At 59.5% G+C, this 21,023-nt stretch carries 19 protein-coding genes; 11 read left to right on the top strand and 8 right to left on the bottom strand.

Annotated features, from left to right (window positions below):
* Positions 1-8: 8 nt before the first annotated feature.
* The 5 genes from LOL23_RS07960 to LOL23_RS07980 are packed head-to-tail and all read left to right on the top strand — an operon-like array spanning position 9 to position 5,478.
* Positions 9-950: an ABC transporter permease gene (locus tag LOL23_RS07960; RefSeq protein ID WP_202411746.1), complete on the top strand. Its 942-nt coding sequence runs from the start codon at positions 9-11 to the stop codon at positions 948-950.
* Positions 943-1,836: an ABC transporter permease gene (locus tag LOL23_RS07965; protein ID WP_160980212.1), complete on the top strand. Its 894-nt coding sequence runs from the start codon at positions 943-945 to the stop codon at positions 1,834-1,836. Before LOL23_RS07960 ends, LOL23_RS07965 begins: the two co-directional genes overlap by 8 nt.
* Positions 1,836-2,825 carry an ABC transporter ATP-binding protein gene (locus tag LOL23_RS07970; RefSeq protein ID WP_237173444.1) on the top strand — a complete coding sequence of 330 codons (990 nt, stop codon included), beginning with the start codon at positions 1,836-1,838 and terminating at the stop codon, positions 2,823-2,825. Before LOL23_RS07965 ends, LOL23_RS07970 begins: the two co-directional genes overlap by 1 nt.
* Positions 2,819-3,796, top strand: a complete 978-nt coding sequence (locus LOL23_RS07975; RefSeq protein ID WP_160980216.1) for an ABC transporter ATP-binding protein — start codon at positions 2,819-2,821, stop codon at positions 3,794-3,796. The genes LOL23_RS07970 and LOL23_RS07975 overlap by 7 nt, the downstream gene beginning before the upstream one ends.
* Positions 3,793-5,478 (top strand): N,N-dimethylformamidase beta subunit family domain-containing protein, encoded by a 1,686-nt coding sequence (locus LOL23_RS07980; protein ID WP_160980218.1) that lies wholly within the window; start codon positions 3,793-3,795, stop codon positions 5,476-5,478. Before LOL23_RS07975 ends, LOL23_RS07980 begins: the two co-directional genes overlap by 4 nt.
* A 46-nt stretch (positions 5,479-5,524) precedes the next feature.
* Here the strand turns inward: LOL23_RS07980 and LOL23_RS07985 are convergent, their stop codons facing one another.
* The 3 genes from LOL23_RS07985 to LOL23_RS07995 form a co-directional block, all read right to left on the bottom strand.
* Positions 5,525-6,736, bottom strand: a complete 1,212-nt coding sequence (locus tag LOL23_RS07985; protein WP_160980220.1) for a CaiB/BaiF CoA transferase family protein — start codon at positions 6,734-6,736, stop codon at positions 5,525-5,527.
* 91 nt (positions 6,737-6,827) lie between these two features.
* Positions 6,828-7,841: a tripartite tricarboxylate transporter substrate binding protein gene (locus tag LOL23_RS07990; RefSeq protein WP_237173445.1), complete on the bottom strand. Its 1,014-nt coding sequence runs from the start codon at positions 7,839-7,841 to the stop codon at positions 6,828-6,830.
* 140 nt (positions 7,842-7,981) lie between these two features.
* A complete protein-coding gene (locus LOL23_RS07995; RefSeq protein WP_160980224.1) occupies positions 7,982-8,848 on the bottom strand; it encodes an HpcH/HpaI aldolase/citrate lyase family protein in 867 nt (288 codons plus the stop codon).
* Between the two features lie 93 nt (positions 8,849-8,941).
* On the opposite strand from LOL23_RS07995, the gene LOL23_RS08000 reads away from it, so the two are divergent.
* Positions 8,942-9,811 (top strand): LysR family transcriptional regulator, encoded by an 870-nt coding sequence (locus LOL23_RS08000; RefSeq protein ID WP_160980226.1) that lies wholly within the window; start codon positions 8,942-8,944, stop codon positions 9,809-9,811.
* 88 nt (positions 9,812-9,899) lie between these two features.
* Here the strand turns inward: LOL23_RS08000 and kch are convergent, their stop codons facing one another.
* Entirely contained in the window at positions 9,900-11,225 is a 1,326-nt protein-coding gene (gene kch / locus LOL23_RS08005; RefSeq protein WP_439652075.1) for a voltage-gated potassium channel protein, read from the bottom strand.
* A 316-nt stretch (positions 11,226-11,541) separates the two neighbouring features.
* Here kch and LOL23_RS08010 point away from each other — a divergent pair, with 316 nt between their 5' ends.
* Genes LOL23_RS08010 through LOL23_RS08020 form a run of 3 tightly spaced genes read left to right on the top strand, consistent with a single transcriptional unit; the run spans position 11,542 to position 14,417 of the window.
* Positions 11,542-12,831 (top strand): SLC13 family permease, encoded by a 1,290-nt coding sequence (locus LOL23_RS08010; protein WP_160980228.1) that lies wholly within the window; start codon positions 11,542-11,544, stop codon positions 12,829-12,831.
* Positions 12,832-12,848: 17 nt separating this feature from the next.
* Positions 12,849-13,658 (top strand): amidohydrolase family protein, encoded by an 810-nt coding sequence (locus LOL23_RS08015; protein WP_237173446.1) that lies wholly within the window; start codon positions 12,849-12,851, stop codon positions 13,656-13,658.
* Positions 13,659-13,673: 15 nt separating this feature from the next.
* Complete coding sequence (locus LOL23_RS08020; RefSeq protein ID WP_160980232.1) at positions 13,674-14,417, top strand: GntR family transcriptional regulator; 744 nt, start codon at positions 13,674-13,676, stop codon at positions 14,415-14,417.
* Between the two features lie 64 nt (positions 14,418-14,481).
* Here the strand turns inward: LOL23_RS08020 and LOL23_RS08025 are convergent, their stop codons facing one another.
* Both LOL23_RS08025 and LOL23_RS08030 read right to left on the bottom strand, forming a co-directional pair.
* Positions 14,482-15,441, bottom strand: coding sequence for an alpha/beta hydrolase (locus LOL23_RS08025; protein WP_160980234.1), 960 nt, complete (start codon positions 15,439-15,441; stop codon positions 14,482-14,484).
* A gap of 5 nt (positions 15,442-15,446) precedes the next feature.
* Entirely contained in the window at positions 15,447-16,439 is a 993-nt protein-coding gene (locus tag LOL23_RS08030; protein ID WP_237173447.1) for a tripartite tricarboxylate transporter substrate binding protein, read from the bottom strand.
* Between the two features lie 148 nt (positions 16,440-16,587).
* Here LOL23_RS08030 and LOL23_RS08035 point away from each other — a divergent pair, with 148 nt between their 5' ends.
* Positions 16,588-17,535 (top strand): LysR family transcriptional regulator, encoded by a 948-nt coding sequence (locus tag LOL23_RS08035; protein WP_237173448.1) that lies wholly within the window; start codon positions 16,588-16,590, stop codon positions 17,533-17,535.
* Positions 17,536-17,661: 126 nt separating this feature from the next.
* Positions 17,662-18,063: a hypothetical protein gene (locus tag LOL23_RS08040; protein ID WP_160980238.1), complete on the top strand. Its 402-nt coding sequence runs from the start codon at positions 17,662-17,664 to the stop codon at positions 18,061-18,063.
* A gap of 78 nt (positions 18,064-18,141) precedes the next feature.
* Here the strand turns inward: LOL23_RS08040 and LOL23_RS08045 are convergent, their stop codons facing one another.
* Positions 18,142-19,686 carry a TolC family outer membrane protein gene (locus LOL23_RS08045; RefSeq protein ID WP_237173449.1) on the bottom strand — a complete coding sequence of 515 codons (1,545 nt, stop codon included), beginning with the start codon at positions 19,684-19,686 and terminating at the stop codon, positions 18,142-18,144.
* On the bottom strand, positions 19,686-21,023 hold the full coding sequence (locus LOL23_RS08050; protein ID WP_160980242.1) for an HlyD family type I secretion periplasmic adaptor subunit: 1,338 nt from the start codon (positions 21,021-21,023) through the stop codon (positions 19,686-19,688). The genes LOL23_RS08045 and LOL23_RS08050 overlap by 1 nt, the downstream gene beginning before the upstream one ends.

Raw genomic sequence — 21,023 nt, forward strand, 5'->3', positions numbered from 1 at the left:
GATGCGTCATGAATAAATTCATTTTCCGTTTTGCGCAAGCGCTGCCTGTCATGCTGATCGTGGCGGTGCTGACCTTCTTCTTGATGCACTTGCTTCCGGGCGATCCCGCAGTGATTATTGCGGGTGACCAGGCCAGCCCCGAGGCAATCGAGGAAGTGCGCCGTGCGCTTGGCCTGCACAAGCCGGTGGCCGAACAGCTCTGGCTGTGGATGGTTCATTTGTTTCAAGGCAACTTCGGCGATTCGCTGATTCTGCATCAGCCTGTATTGGAGGCGGTCGTGGAGCGCTTGCCAGTGACGTTATCGCTGGCGGCTGTTGCGTTCGTAATTACCGTCCCGATAGGTATTGGGCTGGGCATGATTGCCGCATACTGGCGCGACTCCTGGTTTGATTCCGCAGTCATGGGGTTCGCGCTGCTTGGGGTCTCTGTTCCCAACTTCTGGATCGCGACGTTGTCCGTCATTCTGTTCAGCGTGAATCTGGGCTGGCTGCCGTCGGCGGGCTATGTCCCGCTGTCGGACGGGTTCTGGCAGTGGCTTGCTGCGTTGGTTCAGCCGGCTATGGTGCTGGCTTTGTTTCAGATCGGCTATCTGGCCCGCATGACACGTTCCGAGATGCTTGAAATCCTGGATCAGGATTTCGTACGTACGGCCCGCGCTAAAGGCGTATCGGAGTTCAAGACGGTCGGCAAGCACGCATTTCGCAATACGCTGGTTTCGGTGGTTACGGTAAGTGGGTACATCTTGAGTCTGATGGTAGGCGGCTCTGTCGTGGTGGAGCAGGTGTTTGCCCTGCCGGGCATTGGTCGGCTATTGGTTCAGGCGATTCTGGCACGTGATTATCCAACCGTGCAGGGCACTATGTTGCTGCTGGGATTTGCCTTCGTCCTGATCAACGTCATGATCGACATTCTTTACACCTATATCGATCCCAGGGTGCGCTATGACTGAGATGGTTGCCGAGTTGAAAGCCGCTGCAACGGTGCCGCCGCGTTCCGCAAGATCTGTTGTGGTGCGCAGGCTTTGGCGGCATCGTTCCTTTCGTGTCGGCGCGCTTATTTTTATGCTGATCGCGGCCAGCGCGTTACTGGCGCCATTCATTACCTCGGGTGATCCGATGGCCATGAAGATGGCGGATCGCTTCCATGCTCCCTCGTGGGAGTATCCCTTCGGAGCGGACATGTATGGCCGAGACGTGTTCACCCGGGTTCTATATGGCGCGCGGATGTCGCTGTGGATAGGGCTTTCGGTGTCGGTGTTGGCAGCGATCGGAGGGGCGTTGATCGGGATGGTCGCGGGCTATTTTTCGCGGCTGGATTCATTATTGATGCGCGTCATGGATGCTCTGCTGGCATTTCCCGCTATTCTGCTGGCAATAGGCATCAATGCGGTATTGGGGCCGCAGATTCATAGCGTGATCATCGCGCTGGCAAGCGCATATGTTCCGCGTACCGCCCGTATTGTGCGTGCGTCGGTGCTGGTGATTCGGCGCATGGATTATGTGGATGCCGCCCGTATCAGCGGTGCTGGTGCGTGGCGGATCATCTCCCGGCACATCTTTCCAAACACATTGGCGCCGCTCCTGGTGACACTGACGTTTATTTTCGCTTACGCGATACTGGCCGAGGCAACCTTGAGCTTTCTAGGCATAGGCCCCCCACCGCCTTTCCCCAGTTGGGGAAACATTATTTCGGAGGGACGGGATTATGCCATCGAGGCATGGTGGATCATGTTGTTTCCCGGGTTAGCCATCAGCCTTGCCGCATTTGGCATCAATCTATTGGGCGACGGCTTGCGCGACGTGCTGGATCCGCGGCTCAAAGTGGAGGGGGGTTGATGGAGACGCCATTGCTGGAGGTCGTAGGCCTGAATGTCGATTTTCGAGGAGACTCGGGCTGGACGCGTGCCGTAAGCGATGTCAGTTTCTCATTGGGGCGCCATCGTTCATTGGGGCTGGTGGGTGAATCGGGCAGCGGCAAGAGTGTGTGCGCCCTGTCCATCTTGCGGCTGCACCATAAACGCATGGCGCGTATGCCGGGCGCCGAAATCCGCTTCGAAGGCCGCGATCTGCTCGCCATGCCTGAGCGCGAGCTTCGCCAGGTGAGGGGTGCGGAGATCGCTATGATCTTCCAGGATCCCATGACTTCCTTGAATCCAGTGCTGACCATCGCGGATCAGATTGGCGAAACCCTGCGTATACATCAAGGGCTGGGCGGTGCGGCCGCGCGACGTCGGGCGGAGGCGCTGCTGGATATGGTTCGCATACCGGATGCCCGGCGCAGGCTGGATGAGTATCCGCACCGTTTGTCGGGCGGGATGCGGCAGCGCGTCATGATCGCCATGGCAATCGCATGCAGGCCAAAGTTGTTGATTGCCGACGAACCGACAACCGCATTGGATGTCACCATACAAGCGCAGATTATGCAGTTGCTGCGGGAGCTCCAGGAAGAGATAGGCATGTCGGTCATACTTATTTCGCACGATCTTGGGCTGGTTGCCGAGTTCGCAGAGCGTGTGGTCGTGATGTATGCCGGACAGGTGGTTGAGCAGGCGGATGCAAGGGCGCTGTTCGATCTGCCCATACATCCTTATACCGAAGGCCTGCTCAAAGCTATTCCAGATCTGGAGAATGAGCGCGAGCGTTTGCTGGCTATTCCAGGGAGTATTCCCGCGCCGGGAGCGTGGCCGAACGGGTGCCGTTTCGGTGCGCGCTGCGCATTTGTGCAGCCCGCCTGTATCGCGCAAGCGGTCCCTATTGTTTCCATGCCAGAGGGCAGGGCACTGCGTTGCCCGCCACGTCAACGCATGTTGGAGGCAGTATGCTGAATGCGCCGATTGTGGAGGTTTCCAGGCTGACGCGAGATTTCGAGCTTGCCCGCCGCAAAGGTGAGGCCACGCTGCGAGCGGTGAATGATGTCAGCTTCGATATCAAGCCTGGAGAAACGGTGGGGCTGGTGGGCGAGTCCGGTTCGGGAAAATCGACAATAGGCCGGATGGTGATCGGTTTGCTGCCGCCCTCCGCAGGTGAAATTCGTCTGTTCGGGCAGGCGATCACCGGGCCTGATGGGCGTGAAAATCTCGCGACAGTCCGAAAACGTGTGCAGTTCGTATTCCAGGATCCGTATTCCTCATTGAATCCGCGTATGCGTGTCGGTGATGCTGTTGCTGAGCCATTGGATATTGCGGGAGGCATTTCACGCAGCGCGCGTCGGGAGCGTGTGGCGGAATTGTTCGAGATGGTGGGGCTGCCATCCGCGTTTATCTCTCGTTTTCCGCATGAATTTTCAGGCGGGCAGCGGCAGCGTGTAGTGATTGCGCGCGCCTTGGCGCTGAATCCGAGTTTTGTGGTTTGCGACGAGGCGGTTTCCTCCTTGGATGTTTCCATGCAGGCGCAAATTGTGAATCTCCTGATGGATCTTCAACAGGCCCTGGGCGTGAGCTATCTGTTCATTGCCCATGACCTTGCAGTGGTCAAGACGATATCGCACCGCGTTGCAGTGCTTTACGCGGGAGAGGTCGTAGAGTTTGGTGAAAAACGTCGTATTTATTCGTCGCCGCGCCATCCCTATACCGAAGCGCTGCTTCACGCAGTGCCGCGGCCTGTGGTGGGTCGCCAGCGGCCCGTCCCCATAAAAGGCGAGTTGCTGAGTGCACTGAACCGGCCGGTCGGGTGTAGCCTGAGTCCGCGATGCCCGCGCGTCATGGAACGCTGCTATCGGGAGAAGCCACTGCTGCGTGAGGTGGAGCAAGGCTGGCATGTGGCCTGTCATTTACATGATCAAGGGGTGTCCGCATGATTGATGAAATTCCTGATTCTCGCCCCGAATTTGGCACCATCAATCAGCGCCCGCGACAGACTGGTGTCATGCATCCGGATGATGGCTGGCATTTGTCTCATTGGTATGAGGCGCCGCGCGAGAATGCTTCCTTGCCTGAGGTCTATGTATATACGGACGAGATCTCGTACGAGGCAGGTGAGGAAGTATGTTTTCATGCGTCGAGCAACGCATCCTCGTGGACACTTGAGATCTGGCTGGACGGCGCCGATCCTGTACGTGTCCATAAAGCCGGCGCCATTGCGGGTGTTTTCTCACCCATGCCAGAACGCGCCTATCGCGAGGGCTGCGGTTGGCCGGTGGCCTACCGATGGCGCATCCCTGATGATGCGAGATCCGGTTTTTATCGGGTTGCTTCCTGGTGCGAGCGAGAGGACGGATCGCGCTTTCTACAGCACCACTTTTTCGTCGTGCGCCCGCAGTCGGGCGTCGCCCAGCAGCACGGCAGGTTTCTACTTCTGCTGTGTACCGCCACATGGATGGCCTATAACGACTGGGGAGGCGCCAATGCATACGACGGCATTGATGGACCGCAAGCAAACCAGTTCTCGCCCGTGCTGAGCTATCAGCGTCCCTGGACGCGAGGGCTGGTGTGGCTGCCGCCGGGGGCGCCTCGCCTCTGCGACCCGCTTCCTCGGGCACCCTGGGAAGCGCCCAGGTACCCGACCAAGGAGTGGGCCTATACCAATGGCTTTGCACAGTATTTCGCGTCCGCGGGTTGGGCGCAGTTCGAGCGGCATTTCGTCGTGTGGGCGCAGCGTGCGGGCTATGATTTCGACATCATGACGCAGACTGATCTGCATTATCGTCCCGAGCTGCTTGATGCTTATGGGACAGTGGTTATTGCGGGCCACGATGAATACTGGACGCGAGACATGCGGCTGAGCATCGAGCGTTTCGTCGAGCAAGGTGGCCATGTCGCACGTTTTGCGGGTAATTTTCTATGGCAGATCCGCATGGAAGAGCAGGGTCGGCGACAGGTCTGCTACAAGGCGCGTGCGCGGCAGGAAGATCCGGTTGCAGGTGGGCCGGACAAGGCGTTATTGACGGGTGCCTGGGAATCGTTGGCGGTCGGCTGGCCGGGCGCGACCACGTTCGGGGTGAATGGCATGCGGGGTGTCTACTCGTCCTGGGGCGGGTTTGCACCGCGTGCAAGCAGAGGCTTTACGGTTTATCGGCCGCGGCACTGGGCGTTTCAGGGGCTGGATGTGCACTATGGCGACGTCATGGGTGCCCAAGCGGGTATATTCGCCTACGAGGTCGATGGGCTGGAATACACCTTCCGTCATGGTCTTCCATTTCCCACGCACGAAGATGGTGCCCCCGAAAGTGTGGAAATCCTCGCCATGTCTCCTGCTCTGTATGCCGAAGAGATGCACGACGGCGAGGGGTTTCGCTACTACTTGAAAGACAGTGGCCTGGCGCGCAAGGCGGAAGCCTTGAGTGGAGACAGTAGCGCTGAAGCCATCGCGCGACATCAATACGGATCCGGCATGATCGTTTCAATGGTGCGCGGCCAGGGCGAAGTGTTTACGGCAGGCAGCTGTGAATGGGTGATGGGCCTCGTCAAAGGTTGTTACTACACAGAGGGTGTAACGCGCAACGTGTTGGATCGATTCCTCGGAGCCAGCACGCGTCCGTAGGCGTAGGCACTGCACAAGGGTGGCCGCTCACCCTTAACGTGTGTGCTTACTGCGCATTCGAATCGCTGACAGCCCCATTACCTATCAATGCTTTAATTTCTTTCTCTCCATACCCCAGCTTCCGCAAAGTCTCCGCACTATGCTGGCCCAGTAATGGCGCTGGCCGTGGCGTGGCGGCGGGCGGTGTGTCGGCGTTACCGAATTTCACTAGCCGCGCCACGCCGTGGTAAGGGCCTGCTGTTGGGTGTTCGAAGCGGGCAATGAAGCCTTGCTGTTTGACTTGAGCATCGTCGAACATGTCTTCGACGCGGCGTACTGCGGAGCAGGGTACCTGTGTGCCGAACAAGGTTTCCCATTCGCTTGCGGTTCTGGCCCGCAGGGCAGCGCGAAGGATCGGGACGATTTCGTCGGCGCGCTCCGCTCGTTTGCGCACGCTGTCATAGCGCGCGTCGTTGGCCAGTTCGGGCAGGCCGGCCAACGTGCACAGTGACTGCCAGAAGTGGGGTGTATTGGCAGAGAGATAGAGATGCCCCTGTTTGGTGGGATGGATGCCGGTGATCCCGCCCGAACGCATATCGCGGTTCACGTCGGGGGGCTCGCCATCGGCGTAGACAAGGCGGGCCGATTGCATGGCGAGGGCGCTGCCGAGCAGCGAAACGTGAATCTCCTGGCCTGTCCCGGTGTGCTCTCGCTGGTAGAGCGCCGCGCTGACACTTGCGCTGAGCATGGAGGCGGCATAGTAGTCGACGGCCGAGCCGTAGACGATCTCAGGGGCCTCGGGCGTGCCTTGCGAGGCGCAGATGCCGGTGCGCGCCTGCAGTACTTGATCGTAGCCAGCCATATCGGCCAAAGGGCCAGTGGCGCCATAGCCGGTGACAGCGCAATAGATCAGCCTGGGATTGATGGTGCGCAGTGTTGGATAGTCTATACGCAGCCGCGGGGGTACGCTGGGCCGGAAGTTGTGTACCAGGATATCGGCCTGCGCGACAAGCTTCACCAGCACTGCATAGCCGTCGGGGTGTTTCAGGTCCAGGCACAGCCCGGTTTTGCCACGATTAACGCCCAGGAAGGCACGGCTTTCCGAAGGCAGGGTGGATGGGTAGCGGCGCAGGTTGTCGCCATCGGGCGGCTCGATCTTGATGACGTCAGCCCCCATGTCGGCCAGCAGCGCACATCCGTAGGGGCCGGCGATGTAGGCGCTGAGATCAAGCACTTTGATGCCCGAAAGCGGGGCTGGATGGGAGGTGTTCTGCTGCATGGCGTACCTGGTTTTCGCGGGCTATTGCGGGCTATTTTGGGCCGTCGCATCGGCCCGTGATATGGATCATGAAAGTGCGTGAATAACGGGCTTACTTCTGCGTTGTGATGTTCGCTTCGGCGGCGACCTTCTTCCAGTGAGCGATGTCGCTCCGGATCATTTTCTGATATTCGCTTGCGCTGCCGGTGGCGTATTCCGCGCCTTCGCGCACGAAGAAGTTTTTCATCTCGGGCGTGGTAACGATATGCTGGACCGTCTTATTGAGTTTTTCGACAATGGCATCGGGCGTGCCGGCGGGCGCGAGAATGCCCCACCAAAGGTTGAACTCATAACCCGGAACGGCTTTGGCAGCGGGCGGCAGTTCGGGAGCGATAGGGCTGGTTTCACGACTTGTGATCGCAATGGGGCGGGCCTTGCCGGTGGACAGGGCCGGCAGGATAGATGGGCCGCTGGCTACCAGCACGTCGACCTGGTCGCCCATCAACGCTGCGGCTGCTGGGCCCATACCGCGGTAAGGCACGTGCGTCATTTTGATGCCTGCCGCAGTGTTGAGCATTTCGGTGGCGAACTGGTTGCTGCTGCCTGGGCCCGAGCTGGAATAATTGATGGCGCCCGGTTGCCTCTTGGCCAAGGCGATCAAATCAGGCAGTGTCTTGACGGGCAGGCCGTTGCGCACCGCCACGATAAAAGGGCCTTTGGCCATCAGGGCCACGCCTTTGAAATCTTTCTCGGCGTCGAAGGGTAGGTTGTCCTGTATGGCGGCGTTCGTGGTGAAGCTCGACGATACGGCCACCAGCGTGTAGCCGTCCGGCGCGCTGCGCGCCACTTGTGCGGCGCCGATGCTGCCGCCCGCGCCGCCTTTGTTGACGATCACGACGGATGTGTTCAACGCTTGGCCCAGTTTGTCGCCCACTGCGCGTGCAAACGAATCATTGGAACCGCCGGGCGGGTAGGGAACCACCATCGTGATGGGCTTTCCACCGGGGTAGTTCTTGGCCGCGTCCGCGTCCGGGTTGGCGGCCGATGCGGTGCCGCTGGCGGCAAGCGCCAAGGTACTGGCAGCGAGCAGCATGCCGAGTGAAGAAACTGATGAAAGCACGCTCATGGTCATGTCTCCGTTCATGGATGGTGTGTTGGTTATGGGGTATGCGTTATCCGCTATGCGTTGGTTGTGTACGGTTAGTGCATTGACGCCGCGTTGGTGCCGCGCTGGTTGATGTATGGCGTAGCCCTGATGGTTTGGCGCTAGCGCGCGTGCTTGATAATGTCCCGGGCGCGTGCAACAAACGGCGCATCGATCATGACGCCATCGACCAGGTATGCGCCGTTGATGTTGTTCTTCGACGATGCCTCCAGAACCTTACGGGCCCACGCGATCTCTTGTTCATTGGGTTGGAACACATCGTTGGCGACAGCGATCTGGCTCGGATGGATGCATGTCTTCCCAAGAAAGCCCAGGCTTCGAGCCTGCAGGGCTTCCCGACGGTAGCCATCCAGGTTGCCGACATCGGCATAAGCCGAGTCATACACCATGCAGCCCGACTGGGCGGATGCGATGCGCAGCGCGAACATGGTGGCATGTACGTTCCGGTCATCGTAGCGCGCGATGTTCAGCGGTTCGAATAGATCGCCCAGCCCCAGTTGGAGGCCCCACACGTTCGGGTGTGCACCGGCGATGGCGGCGGCATTTGCCAGCGCCGCCGGTGTCTCGATATTGGCGAGTATGCCGATGTTGGCCACACGCGCGGTGCCGCTGGCGGCGTGTTCTGCGCGGTCAAGCAATTCTGCGAAACGCCGCACATCGTCGGCGGACTCCGTTTTGGGCAGATTGATGATGTCGACATTGCGGTGACAAGCGACGCGCAGATCCGCATCGAAGTGCTCACTGCCGAGCGGATTGATGCGGACGATGATTGTCTGGTGTTTGTCGTGTCGACGGGCGGCTGTAAGCAACTCGCCGTTTAAAAAATCAGAGAGCGCCTCGCGGGCGTCCGCTTTCTTCGCCGGCAAGACAGCATCTTCCAGGTCGAAGCTGAGTGCGTCCGCTGCGCTGGCGAGGGCCTTGGGGAAAAGCTCCGGCCGAGATGCTGGAACAAATAACTTGCTGCGCATGAATAAGGTCTCCTGTTGCGTGGATTATGCATACATGGTGCAGCGGCGAGTGCCCTATTGACTCGTATTAAAAGATAGTTAATCTATCGTTTTATGAATACAGACTTTCTTTCCACGCTGGTCGCTGTGCATCGTTACGGTTCCATGGCCGAGGCTGCGCGTCGGCTAAATATCACGCATGGCGCCGTCGCGCAGCAGCTAAAGGCTTTGGGCGAGCAGTTGGGTGCACCCGTAGTGGCTCGATCCGGAAAGACGGTGCATCTGACAGAATCGGCGCATCGCATTCTCGAAACATCGCAGAAAATATTGGATGACGTCGGGTCGCTTTCCGCACTGGCCAACGCGCGGGGCATTCAGGGTGAGCTGCGGCTGGGGGCGGGCAACACCTCGCTCAACAGCACCGTGCCACATATTCTGGCGAAACTCGCGGGGCGCTATCCTGCTTTGAGGGTGTCCATACGCTCTGGGCTGTCGTCCCAGTTTTACCCTTGGGTTGAAACCAACGAGCTTGATGCGGCCATCGCGCTGGAGCCACCGTTTGATATGCCCAAACGTTTGGGTTGGCGCGTGTTGAGCGAAGAGCCATTCTGTTTGCTCGCGCCGGCTCAATACGCAGGACGGGATGCGCTGGCGCTGCTGAGACGCGAGCCCTTCATCCGCTATGACCGCGAAAGCTGGGTGGGTCGGCAGATTGAGCATTATCTGCGCCGCGCGGGCATCGCCCCGCAAGAGCGGTTTGAGCTGGCATCAACAGAATCGATTTCCCTGATGGTTCATAACGGCTTGGGGGTGGCGATTGTGCCCAATGCATGGAATCTCTGGCGCCAGGGTCTGAACGTCATCAGTCTGCCTTTGCCTGGCAATTGCCCGGCTCGCCGGTTTGGCCTGATCTGGTCGCGCTCGTCACCGCGCCTGCAGTTGGCAGAGGTGTTTTTGCAAGCAGCGATTGAGGTTTACGCATAGAAAAAAGGCACAAAGGGCCGTATCGGATGACGGTGCCCGCTGGGTTATTGCACATGCGCCCCGGATCGATGTGTGGGCGTTCCCCCGCCTAGGTTGTGGGCTTCTCGCCCTTCGGGGGGGAGAACAGCATATTCGCGAGCAAGGCATCGTCTATGCTTTCTCCCGTTACCATGCGCGTGAGAATCTCGGCGCCTAGGGACTGAAGCGAGAAAACGATATCAGGGTTGACGCGCTGGATTTTCTTTACGTGAGTAAGGGTGTTGGCCAGTGCAACGCTGCGTGTGCCCGGGCCGCCAGCTTCTTTGGCCGCCAACACAATGAAGGCGTTTTCCGAGTCGTCGCTGTGCAGCGCCATGATGTAGCGTGCATGCTCCGCGCCTGCTTCTTTCAATGCTTCGGCGTCCGTGGCATCGCCCACCAGGATATCTGTGGTGTCGGGATAGTCGTGGCTGGCGCCGTTCGGCACAATGACCGTGGCTTCATGGCCGCGGGAGGTCAGTGCACGGTAGGCGTTTTGGGCAAGCGGCGTGACGCCCGCGATGATGATATGGTTCTTGCGCATAGGTTTGTGTAGCTTTCCGTGTACCAGATGCTGGATTCTTCCGCCGATGACAGGGCCAGCGATGGCGCTGATCGATGTCGCGAACACAGTAATACCTAGGATGATGACGGATGCAGTGAACAGACGGGCGGCAGCGGTGTGGGGCGTGATGTCGCCGTAGCCGACGGTGGACATTGACACAATGGAAAAATAGAACGCCGTGGCTGCATCTTCGATTGGCGGCTTGAACTCGCTACCCAGATACAGCGACCCCAGCACGGCATAAATAAGCAGAGACGTGATGCCAAGCGTGGCAAACAGGCTGCCCGCGGCGACGCTGGATCGGTCGAAGCGTCGCCAATAGAGCAGCAGGATGACCACCAGGATGACCGTGTATCCGACCAACCCGGCATAAGTATGCGTGCGCAGCAGATAATAAATGACGCTGCCGATAAGCAAAAGCAGCGCAGCCGCCCACGCTATACGCGCGCGCAATATCAGGCCCAGCGCCATGACGGCCAGCACCCCGCCCAGCACAATTCGCAACAGCATGGGCAGGCCCAGCGACCCCATGAAAGCCTGCACATTGGCGGCATCGAGCCATCCTGTCCATGACGTCGGGTGCTGCACATAAATGGCGTCCAGGCCTGGCCGCAGCAGCGCCAGCCCGTTGATGGCCACCAGCACCGCCAGCACCCAATGCAGCGGCAATTTGTCGTGCCACGCTTTTATTCTGTTCTGGATGCGGCGTATGTCCATCGGAGATTGTTGGCTTGCGAGTAAGTCAGCCGCGCCCTGGCTGGCGCCTGCCAATGTGGTGGCGCGAACAAAAGGCAGATCCGTTTGCACATGCCGAGCAAAACGTGTCGACATCGTGCACGGATCTGGAGCATCCCTTTAACGGACTTAAGACGAGGCCGGTAGAGATACGACAAGTAAAAGAAATTATTTTACCCGCATCCATCGCCCGCCCGGCGGCTGTTCTTCAGGTCGGCCGTCGCACGTGCCGCAAGGGTCGGTGGTGTGTTTGCGTGATGTGTTGGCTTCGTGAGCTTATGCGTTTTTCCAGCGTTCGCGGAAGTTAGGGCGTGCCCTCTATTTATAAAAAAGCAAGGGTATACCCTAATATTATCATATGATCATATATATAACTAGATGATAGAATTCGTCCGCTATTAAAGGATGCACTATGACGCTCGTTATCATTGGCGCGATTCTGCTGTCTATCGCGGTCGGCTACAAAACCAAGATAAACATTGGTTTCTTCGCCATTATTTTTGCCTACCTGATCGGCAGTTTCGGCATGGGGATGAAGTCTTCCCAGGTCATCGAATTCTGGCCCATTAAAATCTTCTTCATCATTCTGGCTGTCACGCTGTTCTACAACTTTGCGATGGCCAATGGCGCCCTCGAAAAACTGGCCAATCATCTGCTATATGCCTGTCGGCGTTTTCCGGCAGCGCTGCCCTTGGCGGTTTTCGCGGCGGCCACCCTTATTGCCGCGCTGGGAGCCGGGTTCTATACGGTGCTGGCTTTTATGGCGCCCATGACGCTGCTGCTGTGCCAGAAAACCGGAATGAGTAAGGTGATTGGCGGCATGGCGGTCAACTATGGAGCCCTGGCAGGCGCCAACTTCATGACCTCGCAAAGCGGTGTGATCTTTCGCGGCTTGATGGAGCGGGCCGGCGTCAGCGCACCGGATGCATTCGCCAATGCGACGGCGGCCTTTGCAGCGACACTCTTGCTGCCTATAGTGGTCATTGGCGGCTACCTGCTGCTGCGTCGCGGCGGGCTGAATATCCAGATTGCCGCCGAAAAACCGGCACCGTTTGACGGCAAGCAGAAGCAATCGTTGATATTGATTGTGACGCTGATGGCGATCCTCCTCGTGGTGCCAATGCTCAGCATCCTGTTTCCGGACAGTGCTCAGATCAAGTACCTGAACTCGAAGATTGATATTGCGTTCCTGGCTATTATTTTTGCGGTGATCAGCCTGTTTCTGAAGCTCGCTGACGAGAGGAAAGTAGTTGCCGCCGTGCCTTGGGGCACGCTCATCATGATCTGCGGGGTGGGCATGTTGATCGAGGTGGCTATTAAAGCAGGTGTGATCGATGTGTTGTCGCACTGGGTGTCGGCCACAATTCCGGTCATGATGATTCCGCTCGCCATGTGCATCATCGGCGCCATCATGTCGCTGTTCTCCAGCACGCTGGGCGTCGTGACGCCAGCATTGTTCCCGATTGTGCCGGCCATCGCGGCGGCCACTGGCTACAACCCCATGATTCTGTTCGTGTGCATCATCGTCGGTGCGCAATCGTCGGCCATCTCGCCTTTCTCGTCCGGCGGCAGCCTGATCCTCGGTTCGGCACCGCAGGATGCGGACAAAGCCGCGCTTTTTAATGATCTGCTGTTCCGTGCTGTGCCGCTGGGCTTCGCGGCAGCGCTGGTTGCTGCAGTGATTCTCCAGGCTATTCTGTGACAGGGCGAATCCAGACAATGAAAATAGTAGATACGCACGCCCATATCTTTTCTAGGCACGGCGCATTTATTGCAGATGCCCGCTATCGTCCGTCCACGGACGCGACGGTGACCGAATACCTGACCAACCTTGATCGCCACGGCATTCAGTATGGTGTCCTGATCCAGCCCAGCTTCTTTGGCGTGGACAATAGCGAAATGCTGGCCGCGATCACTGCGCATCCCGATCGCTTGAAAGGCATTGCCGTGGTGCCAACGGATATCGATGCAGCGGCGCTGCAGTCGTTGACGCGCCAGGGCATCGTGGGTGCGCGTCTGAACCTGTTTGGCAAGCCGCTGCCGAATCTGCGCGATCCGCGCTGGCAGGCCTTCCTGTCTCGCGCGGGGCAGCAGGGCTGGCAATTGGAACTGCATTGCCCACCTGATTACCTGCGCACATTGTTGTCTGGTCTTGCCGACTACGCAGGGCCAGTTGTCATCGACCACCTGGGACGCGTTGATCCTGCCAAGGGCATCGCGGATGCTGATTATCGAGCCGCGCTCAGCATGCTGGACCCTGAGCGCCATTGGGTGAAGGTTTCAGGTTATTACCGTCTGGGCCACGGCGATCAAGGCGAGCGTCATGCGCATGAAGCATTGCAACTGCTGCTGGAGCGCGGTATGCATGAACGGCTGGTATGGGGCAGTGACTGGCCTCATACCCAGCATGACGATCAGGTACACTACGACGCAACAATAGGCTTCCTAAACTCGCTGATCCCTAACGAGGCTTTGCGTATGCGGGTCCTGGGGGATAACGCCTTGAAACTGTTCGGCTTCGCGCCATGATTCCTTTATCCGTCCATGCACCCGCCCGCAGCCGTTTCCACGTCTCTGGATGATCTCAGCGTTCCACGCTACGAGCGGGTTCGCCTGGCCCTGCAGGCGCGTATTGCAGACCATGTCTGGGACGCCGCCGCGCCCATTCCCACAGAGCAGGTCTTGTCTGCGGAGTTCGACGTGTCGGTCGGGACCATTCGCAAAGCGGTCGAGCGCCTTGTCAAGGACGGGTTGCTGGTAAAGGTCCAGGGTAAGGGTACGTTCATCAAGCGCCCCGATTTCAAGAATTCTCTGCTGCGCTTTTTTCGCTATCGAAACCAGGCTGGCGAACCGGTTGTGCCTACAGGGGTGGTCAAGCAGGTCGACATTGCTGATCCGGTGAGTTTCATCAATCAACGGCTTGGCTTGGGCCCTGCCGATCGCCTCATTCACCTGCAGCGCGTACGATTGGTCGAACATGCGGCGGTGCTGAGCGAAAGCATCTGGCTTCCGTACGCGCTGTTCGCCAAACTGGCCGACATGCCGCTCGAGCGTTTTGGCAACCTGTTGTATCCCTTTTACGACCAGGTCTGCGGCCAGTTTGTGTCGTCCGCAGTCGAAACTCTATCTTTTGTCAGCGACCATACTGACGAGTACCTTGGCAGCAGACGGGGCGAGTTGCTCGTCAAAATCGAGCGCATCGCCCGTAATCTACAAGGCGGTCCAATCGAATACCGCGTGTCTTACGGCCGGCCCCAGAATTTCCGGTATGAGGTACGGATCAACTGACGGTGCCGCAGCATACGCTTTGCGGCTAAAGCTGCTCCATCAATTGGTATTTCAACCGGCGGTTTTATGTTCTTGCAGCCAGCCATTCGTGAACCATACCGGCGATATCATCGCTGTTATTGTCCAGCATCATGACATGAGAGTTTCCTTCGATGCCTTGTTTTTCAAGCCACAGCAGGCTTGCGTTGGCGTGACAGTCGATAAATGCCTGTATTTGCGCTGCGAGTATGCTCCAGCGGTCATCGGCCGCTATATTGCCACCTAGTACGATCAGGGTGGGGAGGGCGCTGAGCGGGCTGCGCTCATGCGGGATGCCGGCCGGTTCAATGGCGACCAGGCTGCGTACTAGATGGGGGTGCTGCCAGGCAAGCTTGAGCGCCAGGGGGCCGGATTGTGAATGGCAGACAATAGAGGCGGGGCCGATGCGTTCCAGCAGGGCCTGAAAAGCAGCAATCATCGCGGCGTTGGTATGCGTCCAGCGCGGCACCATCTGCTTGCAGAACTGGTCAAAATGGTTAACCGGAAAGCGAGTGTTTGGGTATGGCCTTCGCAGTGCGGGGTCGGTGTGGTAGCTGCCCGGGCCGTATCCAATGCGAAAACGGGTGTACACATCATCCGCGGTCTGGATGATCGGCGGTGCCGGCCAGATGGTCGGGGTGGGGGCGAAGCCTGAGCGGCCGCGTTCGACAGCGTCGCACAGATAAACGTCCCAGCCCTGCTGCAGAAAGTAGTTGAGCCAGCCGTCGCGGCCATCGGGGGTGGTTTCCCAAGCCGCGCCGGTCATCGCGCCACCATGCCAGAGCACCAATGGCCCCTTGCCGTTCGGGGCGTGGGGCAGGAAGTACTGCACGTACATCTGCTCGACCACATAGGTGCCGTTCAGGTCGATTTTCACCGGCTGCCCGCCTTCGCTCATGATCTGTTCGAAGCTCGGCTGCCCCGAAAGCTGAACCTGCCGCCCGCCGATATGAAACGAGCCTAAGGCGCGCAGGCAGATAGGGCGGTGTGTGGCACAGTGCGGCATCGAGCTTATTCCGCGGTAATGCTGTTCTCTTTGATCAATCGGGCGTTGTTCCGGGTTTCGGTGTCCAGAAACTCGCCGAGAATGCGGGGTGCGCCGCCGGCCAGATCCACGCCCAGACTGCCCATGCGGGTTTTGACATCGGGGTCGTTCAGGGCCGTGTTCAGGGCGTGGTTCAATGCTTCGATAGCTGCGGAAGGCGTGCCCGCGGGTGCCAGGATCCCGAACCATGGATAAACCTGCATTCCTGGGTAACCCGCCTCAGCAAAGGTGGGGGTATCAGGAATGGCTTTGGCGCGCTCCTTGCCCGCAACGGCAATGGCGTTCAGGCGACCGTCTTTGATGCTGGCCAGCGACGCGGGAAGGTTGTCGAAATACATATCGACTTGGCCGCCCAGCAGATCGCCCGCTACCTGTCCCGCGCCTTTATAGGGGATATGGGCGATATCGACGCCAGCCTCACGCTTGAGCAACTCCAGCGCCATATGCGCGGAGCCGCCTATGCCCGACGATGCCGCGTTCAGTGTATTGGGGTTGGCCTTGGCGTGAGCGATGAATTCTTTTACGGTTTTTGCGGGCACCTTGGGGTTCACAACTAGTACGCTGGGTACGGTGCCGACGAGCATCACCGGGGTAAAGTCTTTTGTAATGCTGTATGGCGCAGGCGTATAGAGCGATGGTGTAACCGCGCAGCTATAGGCGCACATGACCAGTGTATAACCGTCGGCCTTGCTGCGCGCTACATACTGTACCCCTATGCTGCCGCCTGCACCGCCCTTGTTCTCGATGACGACTGACGTACCCAGCGCCGTGCGTGCCTTATCGGCGAGGGCGCGCGCGATGATATCGGGCGTGCCGCCCGCGGGGAAGGGAACCACAATCGTCACCGGTTTCTGCGGAAATGCTTCGGCCGATTGGACGGTCGGGGACGCAATAAGGACTACAGTGGCCGCCACAGCGGCAATTGCCTTGCTCGAGTATCGGGTGTGGTTGAGTGTCATCGTCTGTCTCCGCGTATGCATGTATGGATCAGGGCATTCTAGTCAAGCTCCATATATTTCAATAATGATTGTTTCTGATAACATGCATACCAAAATCGATATGCATAGACGATGCCGTTGCTGTTCCGCAGGCACTGGAGCACGTACCTTGAATACGCCTATACTCTCTTCGTGGGTGCCGTCTGGTTTTTCAATGCTGCGGCGGGTAAGCATGCCGCTGCTGCTGTGTTTCGATTCGCTGATGCAAACGCGCAGCGTTACTGTCACCGCACGGGATTTAAACAAAAGCCAGCCGGCAATCAGTCGCGACTTGGCGCGCCTGCGAGAGCTGTTGGGCGATTCCTTGTTTGTCGTGATCAGAAAACAGTTGGTGCCCACAGAGCATGCGCGTGCACTTCACGCGCACGTGCACGCAGCTTTGCGTCGTCTGGAAGACGCGCTGGGCTCGGATGAAATCTTCCAGCCAGAAAAGCTGTCTGGCGTGGTGAACATTGGCGCTGCCGCACACATCGAGCTTTTGCTTGCGGCACCGCTAACCACGGCTCTGCAGGCCGCCGCGCCACGGCTCACCGTACGCTTTCAGCCAGTGCATGGCGATTTCTCCCCCGATGATCTGGATTCGGCCCGGATGGATCTTGCGATTGGCTTGTTTCAGGACTTACCCGCTCGGTTTCCGTCGCGGGTGCTGTTTGACGACGAGCGCGTGTGCGTGGTGTCCCGACACCACCCGCTGAGCGGCAGGCGCCAGTTGAGCTTGGGTGATTTGTCTCGCGTGAAGTGGCTAGCGTTCTCGCACATGTACGGGAAGCAAACGAATTTTGACCGGGCTTTGGCCAACACCGGCTACGCTATGCGTTTCAGCGCATATGTATCCAGCTTTGGCCTCGCGCCCTATGTTCTGGCTGAGTCCGATTACGCCACTACTATGCCCAAGCAGATGGCCGATAAATACCAACAGCACTTCGACCTGGTGCAGATCAAGCTGCCAAAAGCGCTGCGAACCGCGCGCATGATTATGGCCTGGAGTGCGCAGAACGAAGCTTCGAAACTGAACCAGTGGCTGCGGGACACGATAGTGCGATTGGTGTCGAAGTAGCCACGAGGCAGGTCGGCAGGCGCAGGGCTGCGTAGGCTCACCCTTTGTAGCACTCTCCCGACGGGTGCTCAGCCCATGTTGTACCGCTGCAGTACGATGGAATGAACGACTCTGCAGGTGCATGTGATGAGAATCTTCAGGAAACTTCCGGGATACGGCCGGCCGGGTGAGCCGGCGGGGTTGGAGCGTACGATTTTGCGTTGGACGCCCGGCGCGGCATTGCTGGGGATCGTGGTGTTCATGGGGCCCTCGCTGCTGGGCTGGCTGCAGGCCGGTGGCAGCAGCTCGATGAGCTATTTGCTTTACTTGTCCAAGTACGCCGTGTATGCGGTGGGAACGCTGATTCTGTATCTGAATGCGGTGTTCATGGTGGCCACGGGGGCGCTGATCATCAAGTTGATGAAAGGGCCTGCGTATGTGGCCGACGCCTATCCGCTGACCGATGCGGATCGTCCGCGCAGCATTTCAGAACGGAAAGATGAGGCTGAGGGCAGAAGCGAGCGTCCTGATGTAGGCAACGGCCGATAGTGGCGGGCACACGGCCACGACGCCATGGGTCTTGGCATCTGATATCGGTGTCGATGCGCCGATATTGGCGTGCGCAGTTTACGAGGCAGGCGTCGGCGCTACCGTGGGCTGCGGCGCGCGTGCGCTGTTGACCCTGCAATCGGGGCATTGAGTGCGCCCTGGCGTCAATGCCGCCCACGCATCACCAAAATACTGGGTGCTCGCTTCATTGATGGCAGCGTCATCCAGCCGCCCCGCAGCGCCTGCGAGCATCAGCCTTGCCTGTACATACTCCAGCCGCGCCTGCACAAGATCCAGACGCGATTTGTACAACTGATCTTGTGCGTCGAGGATGTCTGTCAGTGTGCGCGTGCCGGCCTGATAGCCGGCTTCGATCGCTTGCACCGCCTCTGCGCCGGATTGCTCGGCCGCGATGAGCGCGTCGATGCGCTGGGCCCCGCTGAGAACGGCGTGATACTGCTTGGTGACTTCGACGGAGGTGTTTTCACGGGTGGCGGCCAGTTCCTGGGTGGTGCGATCGCGGTTGTGTTCGGCCTGATCTACCTGGGCGCTGGTCAGGCCGCCGGAATAGATGGGCAGATTGAGCTGAAAGCCAACGGCGGTGGTGTGGCTGTCCTGGTTGCGTGTGGCGATGGTTTCATTGCTGACCACGCGGCGAGCCGCGATCAGGTCCAGGGTAGGCAGGTGGCCGCCGAACGCTTTGTCAACCTCCGCGGCGGCGACGCGTACGTTCTGTTTTCCGGTGCGGATTTCTGCATTGTTGGCAAGGGCCGCAGCCTGCCATTCTTCCAGCGTGGGCGGGGACAATGGCCGGGGCTGGAAGCCTGGCGTTAGTGTTGCCAAGCGCTGGGGCGCGGCGCCTACCATTTCTTGCAGCTCTCGTTGTGCGACCACCATGGCGTCTTCGGCCGCGATTAAGTCGGCGCGTGAAATGTCGCGTCGCGATGCGGTCTGGCGGATATCGGTAATGGTGCCTTCGCCGTTGTCGAAGCGGCGCTGGGCGGCGTGCAGCTGCTTCTCGTCGGCGTCCAGTTTATGTTGGGCGAGCCGCACGTTCTCATACGTGAGCAAAGCCTGAAAGTAGCGATTGACCAAGCGGGCAGCGGTGTCTTTCGCCTTGGTGTCGAAGACGGCCAGGCTGTGGTCCGCACGCGCGTGGCCCTGACGGTATTCGGCATAGCGGCTCCAGTTGAACACCGTCTGCGTAGCGCGGATTTCATTGGTTCTGATGGTGTAGTTCAGGTCCTCGCTACGCGTTCCGCCGCCGAAGGGGCTGGGGGTTTCAAGCGTGCCCCGCATCTTGCTGCGGCCCAGCGATGCGCTGATCTGCGGCAGCAGTCCGGCTCGCCCCATTGCACGGTGGGCCTGGCCAGCTTCGCGTTCGCTGATCGCGGCCTGGTATGTGGGATCGTGGTGCAGGGCCGCCTGCCAGGCCTGCGCCAGCGTCAGCGTGTCTGCGGCGGATGGCGTCGATGTCTTGTTGGCGCCAGTCGCAGGTGCGGTGCCGCCGCTGGCGCGGGTTTCCGCCGAGGTCGGCCCGGCTGCATGGCTGGGCGCGTGTGCCAGGGCCCAGGCCAGCGCAGCAAGGGGCAACGCCGTGCGCATCAGTAGCGATCCTCGCATCATTGCTCCTTGAAGGATTTGTCCAGACGATCAAGGAAAGGCTTGAGCAAGTAGCTGAGCATGGTGCGCTCTCCTGTGCGGATCATGACCGATGCCGGCATCCCGGGGCGTATCGTGTTGGCGCTGAGCATATCCACGCCTTCCGGCGTCACTTCGATCTGGGCCAGGTAGTAGGGCGTTCCGGTTTCTTCGTCTTCGAGGCGGTCGGCCGACACGGTGCGCACCTTGCCCGGTATGTTCGGTGTGTGGGCGTGGTTGAAGGCGGGGAAGCTGATTTCCACGTCCAAGCCCGGCGCCATGCGGTCGATGGCGTGCACAGGAACTTGCGCCTCAATCAGGTAGCTGCGGTCTTGGGGAACCACTTCCATGAGTGACGCGCCAGGCGCAATCACGCCGCCGACCGTGTGCACGCTGACGTTTTGCACATAGCCGTCCACCGGCGACTGAATGTCCGTCTGCGTCACGGTATAGTCCAGCGCGCGCAGGCGGTCATGCAAGGTGGCTGCTTCCTTGTGGAAATCGGAAAGCTGCGACTGCACTTCCTTCTGGTATTCCTGTTCGCGCTGCAGGATGCGCAGTTTCAGTTCGGCGATCTGGTTCTGCGTGCGGCTGGCCTCGACCGCGTCGGATGAAAGCGCCGCCCTCAACTGGGCCGCGTTGCGTTCAAGCTCAAACATGCGGTTGCGGGGCAGGTAGCCTTCTTTGGCCAGGCTGCGCACGCCTTCCAGTTCGCGGTTCAGGTAGCCGATCTGTGATTTGCGGCTGGACTGTACTTTGTTCAAGCCGGCCAGTTGTTGTCGCGCACCATTCAAGTTTTCTTTCAGGATGTCGATCTCGCCTCGCAGTGCCTGTTGGCGGGTCTCGAACAGCCGCTGCTGGGCCTGCATGGCACGCACAAAGCGCGGGTCATTGCTAAAGCGTTCTTGCGCGGCAGACAGCGGCTCGACGCGGTCCAGGCCGTCGCGTTCGGCGATCAGGCGGGCCTCGATGGCGGCGGCGGTAATGTACTGGGCGCTCACCGCGCTTTGCTCGGACTGTGCGCGGGTGGCGTTCAGCCGCACTACAGTCTGGCCCGCTTTCACGTGGTCTCCTTCGCGCACCAGTATTTCATCGATGGTGCCGCCTTCTTGGTGCTGGATGGCCTTGCGGTTGCCTGCCACCTTCACTGAACCATTGGCGGTAATGCCCGCATCCAGGGGTGCGAAGGCGGCCCATGCCGCGAAGCCGCCGAAGCCGAGCAGCAGCACGGCCAGGCCCCAGCGCAGCGGCGCGGTGAAGTCAGTATCGACGCGGGGCAGTGCATCGGCGGCGGGTGCGTTTTCTATGTATGCGGTCAT

This window comes from Paracandidimonas lactea, from assembly GCF_021653995.1.
Lineage (GTDB): Bacteria > Pseudomonadota > Gammaproteobacteria > Burkholderiales > Burkholderiaceae_B > Allopusillimonas > Allopusillimonas lactea.

What these genes read in the sequence shown, in the direction of transcription:
- LOL23_RS08025 (WP_160980234.1), bottom strand. Translation starts at nt 15,441, where the DNA reads ATGCCGCACTGTGCCACACACCGCCCTATCTGCCTGCGCGCCTTAGGC.
- LOL23_RS07970 (WP_237173444.1), top strand. Translation starts at nt 1,836, where the DNA reads ATGGAGACGCCATTGCTGGAGGTCGTAGGCCTGAATGTCGATTTTCGA.
- LOL23_RS07975 (WP_160980216.1), top strand. Translation starts at nt 2,819, where the DNA reads ATGCTGAATGCGCCGATTGTGGAGGTTTCCAGGCTGACGCGAGATTTC.
- LOL23_RS07965 (WP_160980212.1), top strand. Translation starts at nt 943, where the DNA reads ATGACTGAGATGGTTGCCGAGTTGAAAGCCGCTGCAACGGTGCCGCCG.
- LOL23_RS08040 (WP_160980238.1), top strand. Translation starts at nt 17,662, where the DNA reads ATGAGAATCTTCAGGAAACTTCCGGGATACGGCCGGCCGGGTGAGCCG.
- LOL23_RS08020 (WP_160980232.1), top strand. Translation starts at nt 13,674, where the DNA reads ATGCACCCGCCCGCAGCCGTTTCCACGTCTCTGGATGATCTCAGCGTT.
- LOL23_RS08015 (WP_237173446.1), top strand. Translation starts at nt 12,849, where the DNA reads ATGAAAATAGTAGATACGCACGCCCATATCTTTTCTAGGCACGGCGCA.
- LOL23_RS07990 (WP_237173445.1), bottom strand. Translation starts at nt 7,841, where the DNA reads ATGAGCGTGCTTTCATCAGTTTCTTCACTCGGCATGCTGCTCGCTGCC.
- LOL23_RS08030 (WP_237173447.1), bottom strand. Translation starts at nt 16,439, where the DNA reads ATGACACTCAACCACACCCGATACTCGAGCAAGGCAATTGCCGCTGTG.
- LOL23_RS07960 (WP_202411746.1), top strand. Translation starts at nt 9, where the DNA reads ATGAATAAATTCATTTTCCGTTTTGCGCAAGCGCTGCCTGTCATGCTG.
- kch (WP_439652075.1), bottom strand. Translation starts at nt 11,225, where the DNA reads ATGTCGACACGTTTTGCTCGGCATGTGCAAACGGATCTGCCTTTTGTT.
- LOL23_RS08045 (WP_237173449.1), bottom strand. Translation starts at nt 19,686, where the DNA reads ATGCGAGGATCGCTACTGATGCGCACGGCGTTGCCCCTTGCTGCGCTG.
- LOL23_RS08000 (WP_160980226.1), top strand. Translation starts at nt 8,942, where the DNA reads ATGAATACAGACTTTCTTTCCACGCTGGTCGCTGTGCATCGTTACGGT.
- LOL23_RS07995 (WP_160980224.1), bottom strand. Translation starts at nt 8,848, where the DNA reads ATGCGCAGCAAGTTATTTGTTCCAGCATCTCGGCCGGAGCTTTTCCCC.
- LOL23_RS07985 (WP_160980220.1), bottom strand. Translation starts at nt 6,736, where the DNA reads ATGCAGCAGAACACCTCCCATCCAGCCCCGCTTTCGGGCATCAAAGTG.
- LOL23_RS08010 (WP_160980228.1), top strand. Translation starts at nt 11,542, where the DNA reads ATGACGCTCGTTATCATTGGCGCGATTCTGCTGTCTATCGCGGTCGGC.
- LOL23_RS07980 (WP_160980218.1), top strand. Translation starts at nt 3,793, where the DNA reads ATGATTGATGAAATTCCTGATTCTCGCCCCGAATTTGGCACCATCAAT.
- LOL23_RS08050 (WP_160980242.1), bottom strand. Translation starts at nt 21,023, where the DNA reads ATGACCGCATACATAGAAAACGCACCCGCCGCCGATGCACTGCCCCGC.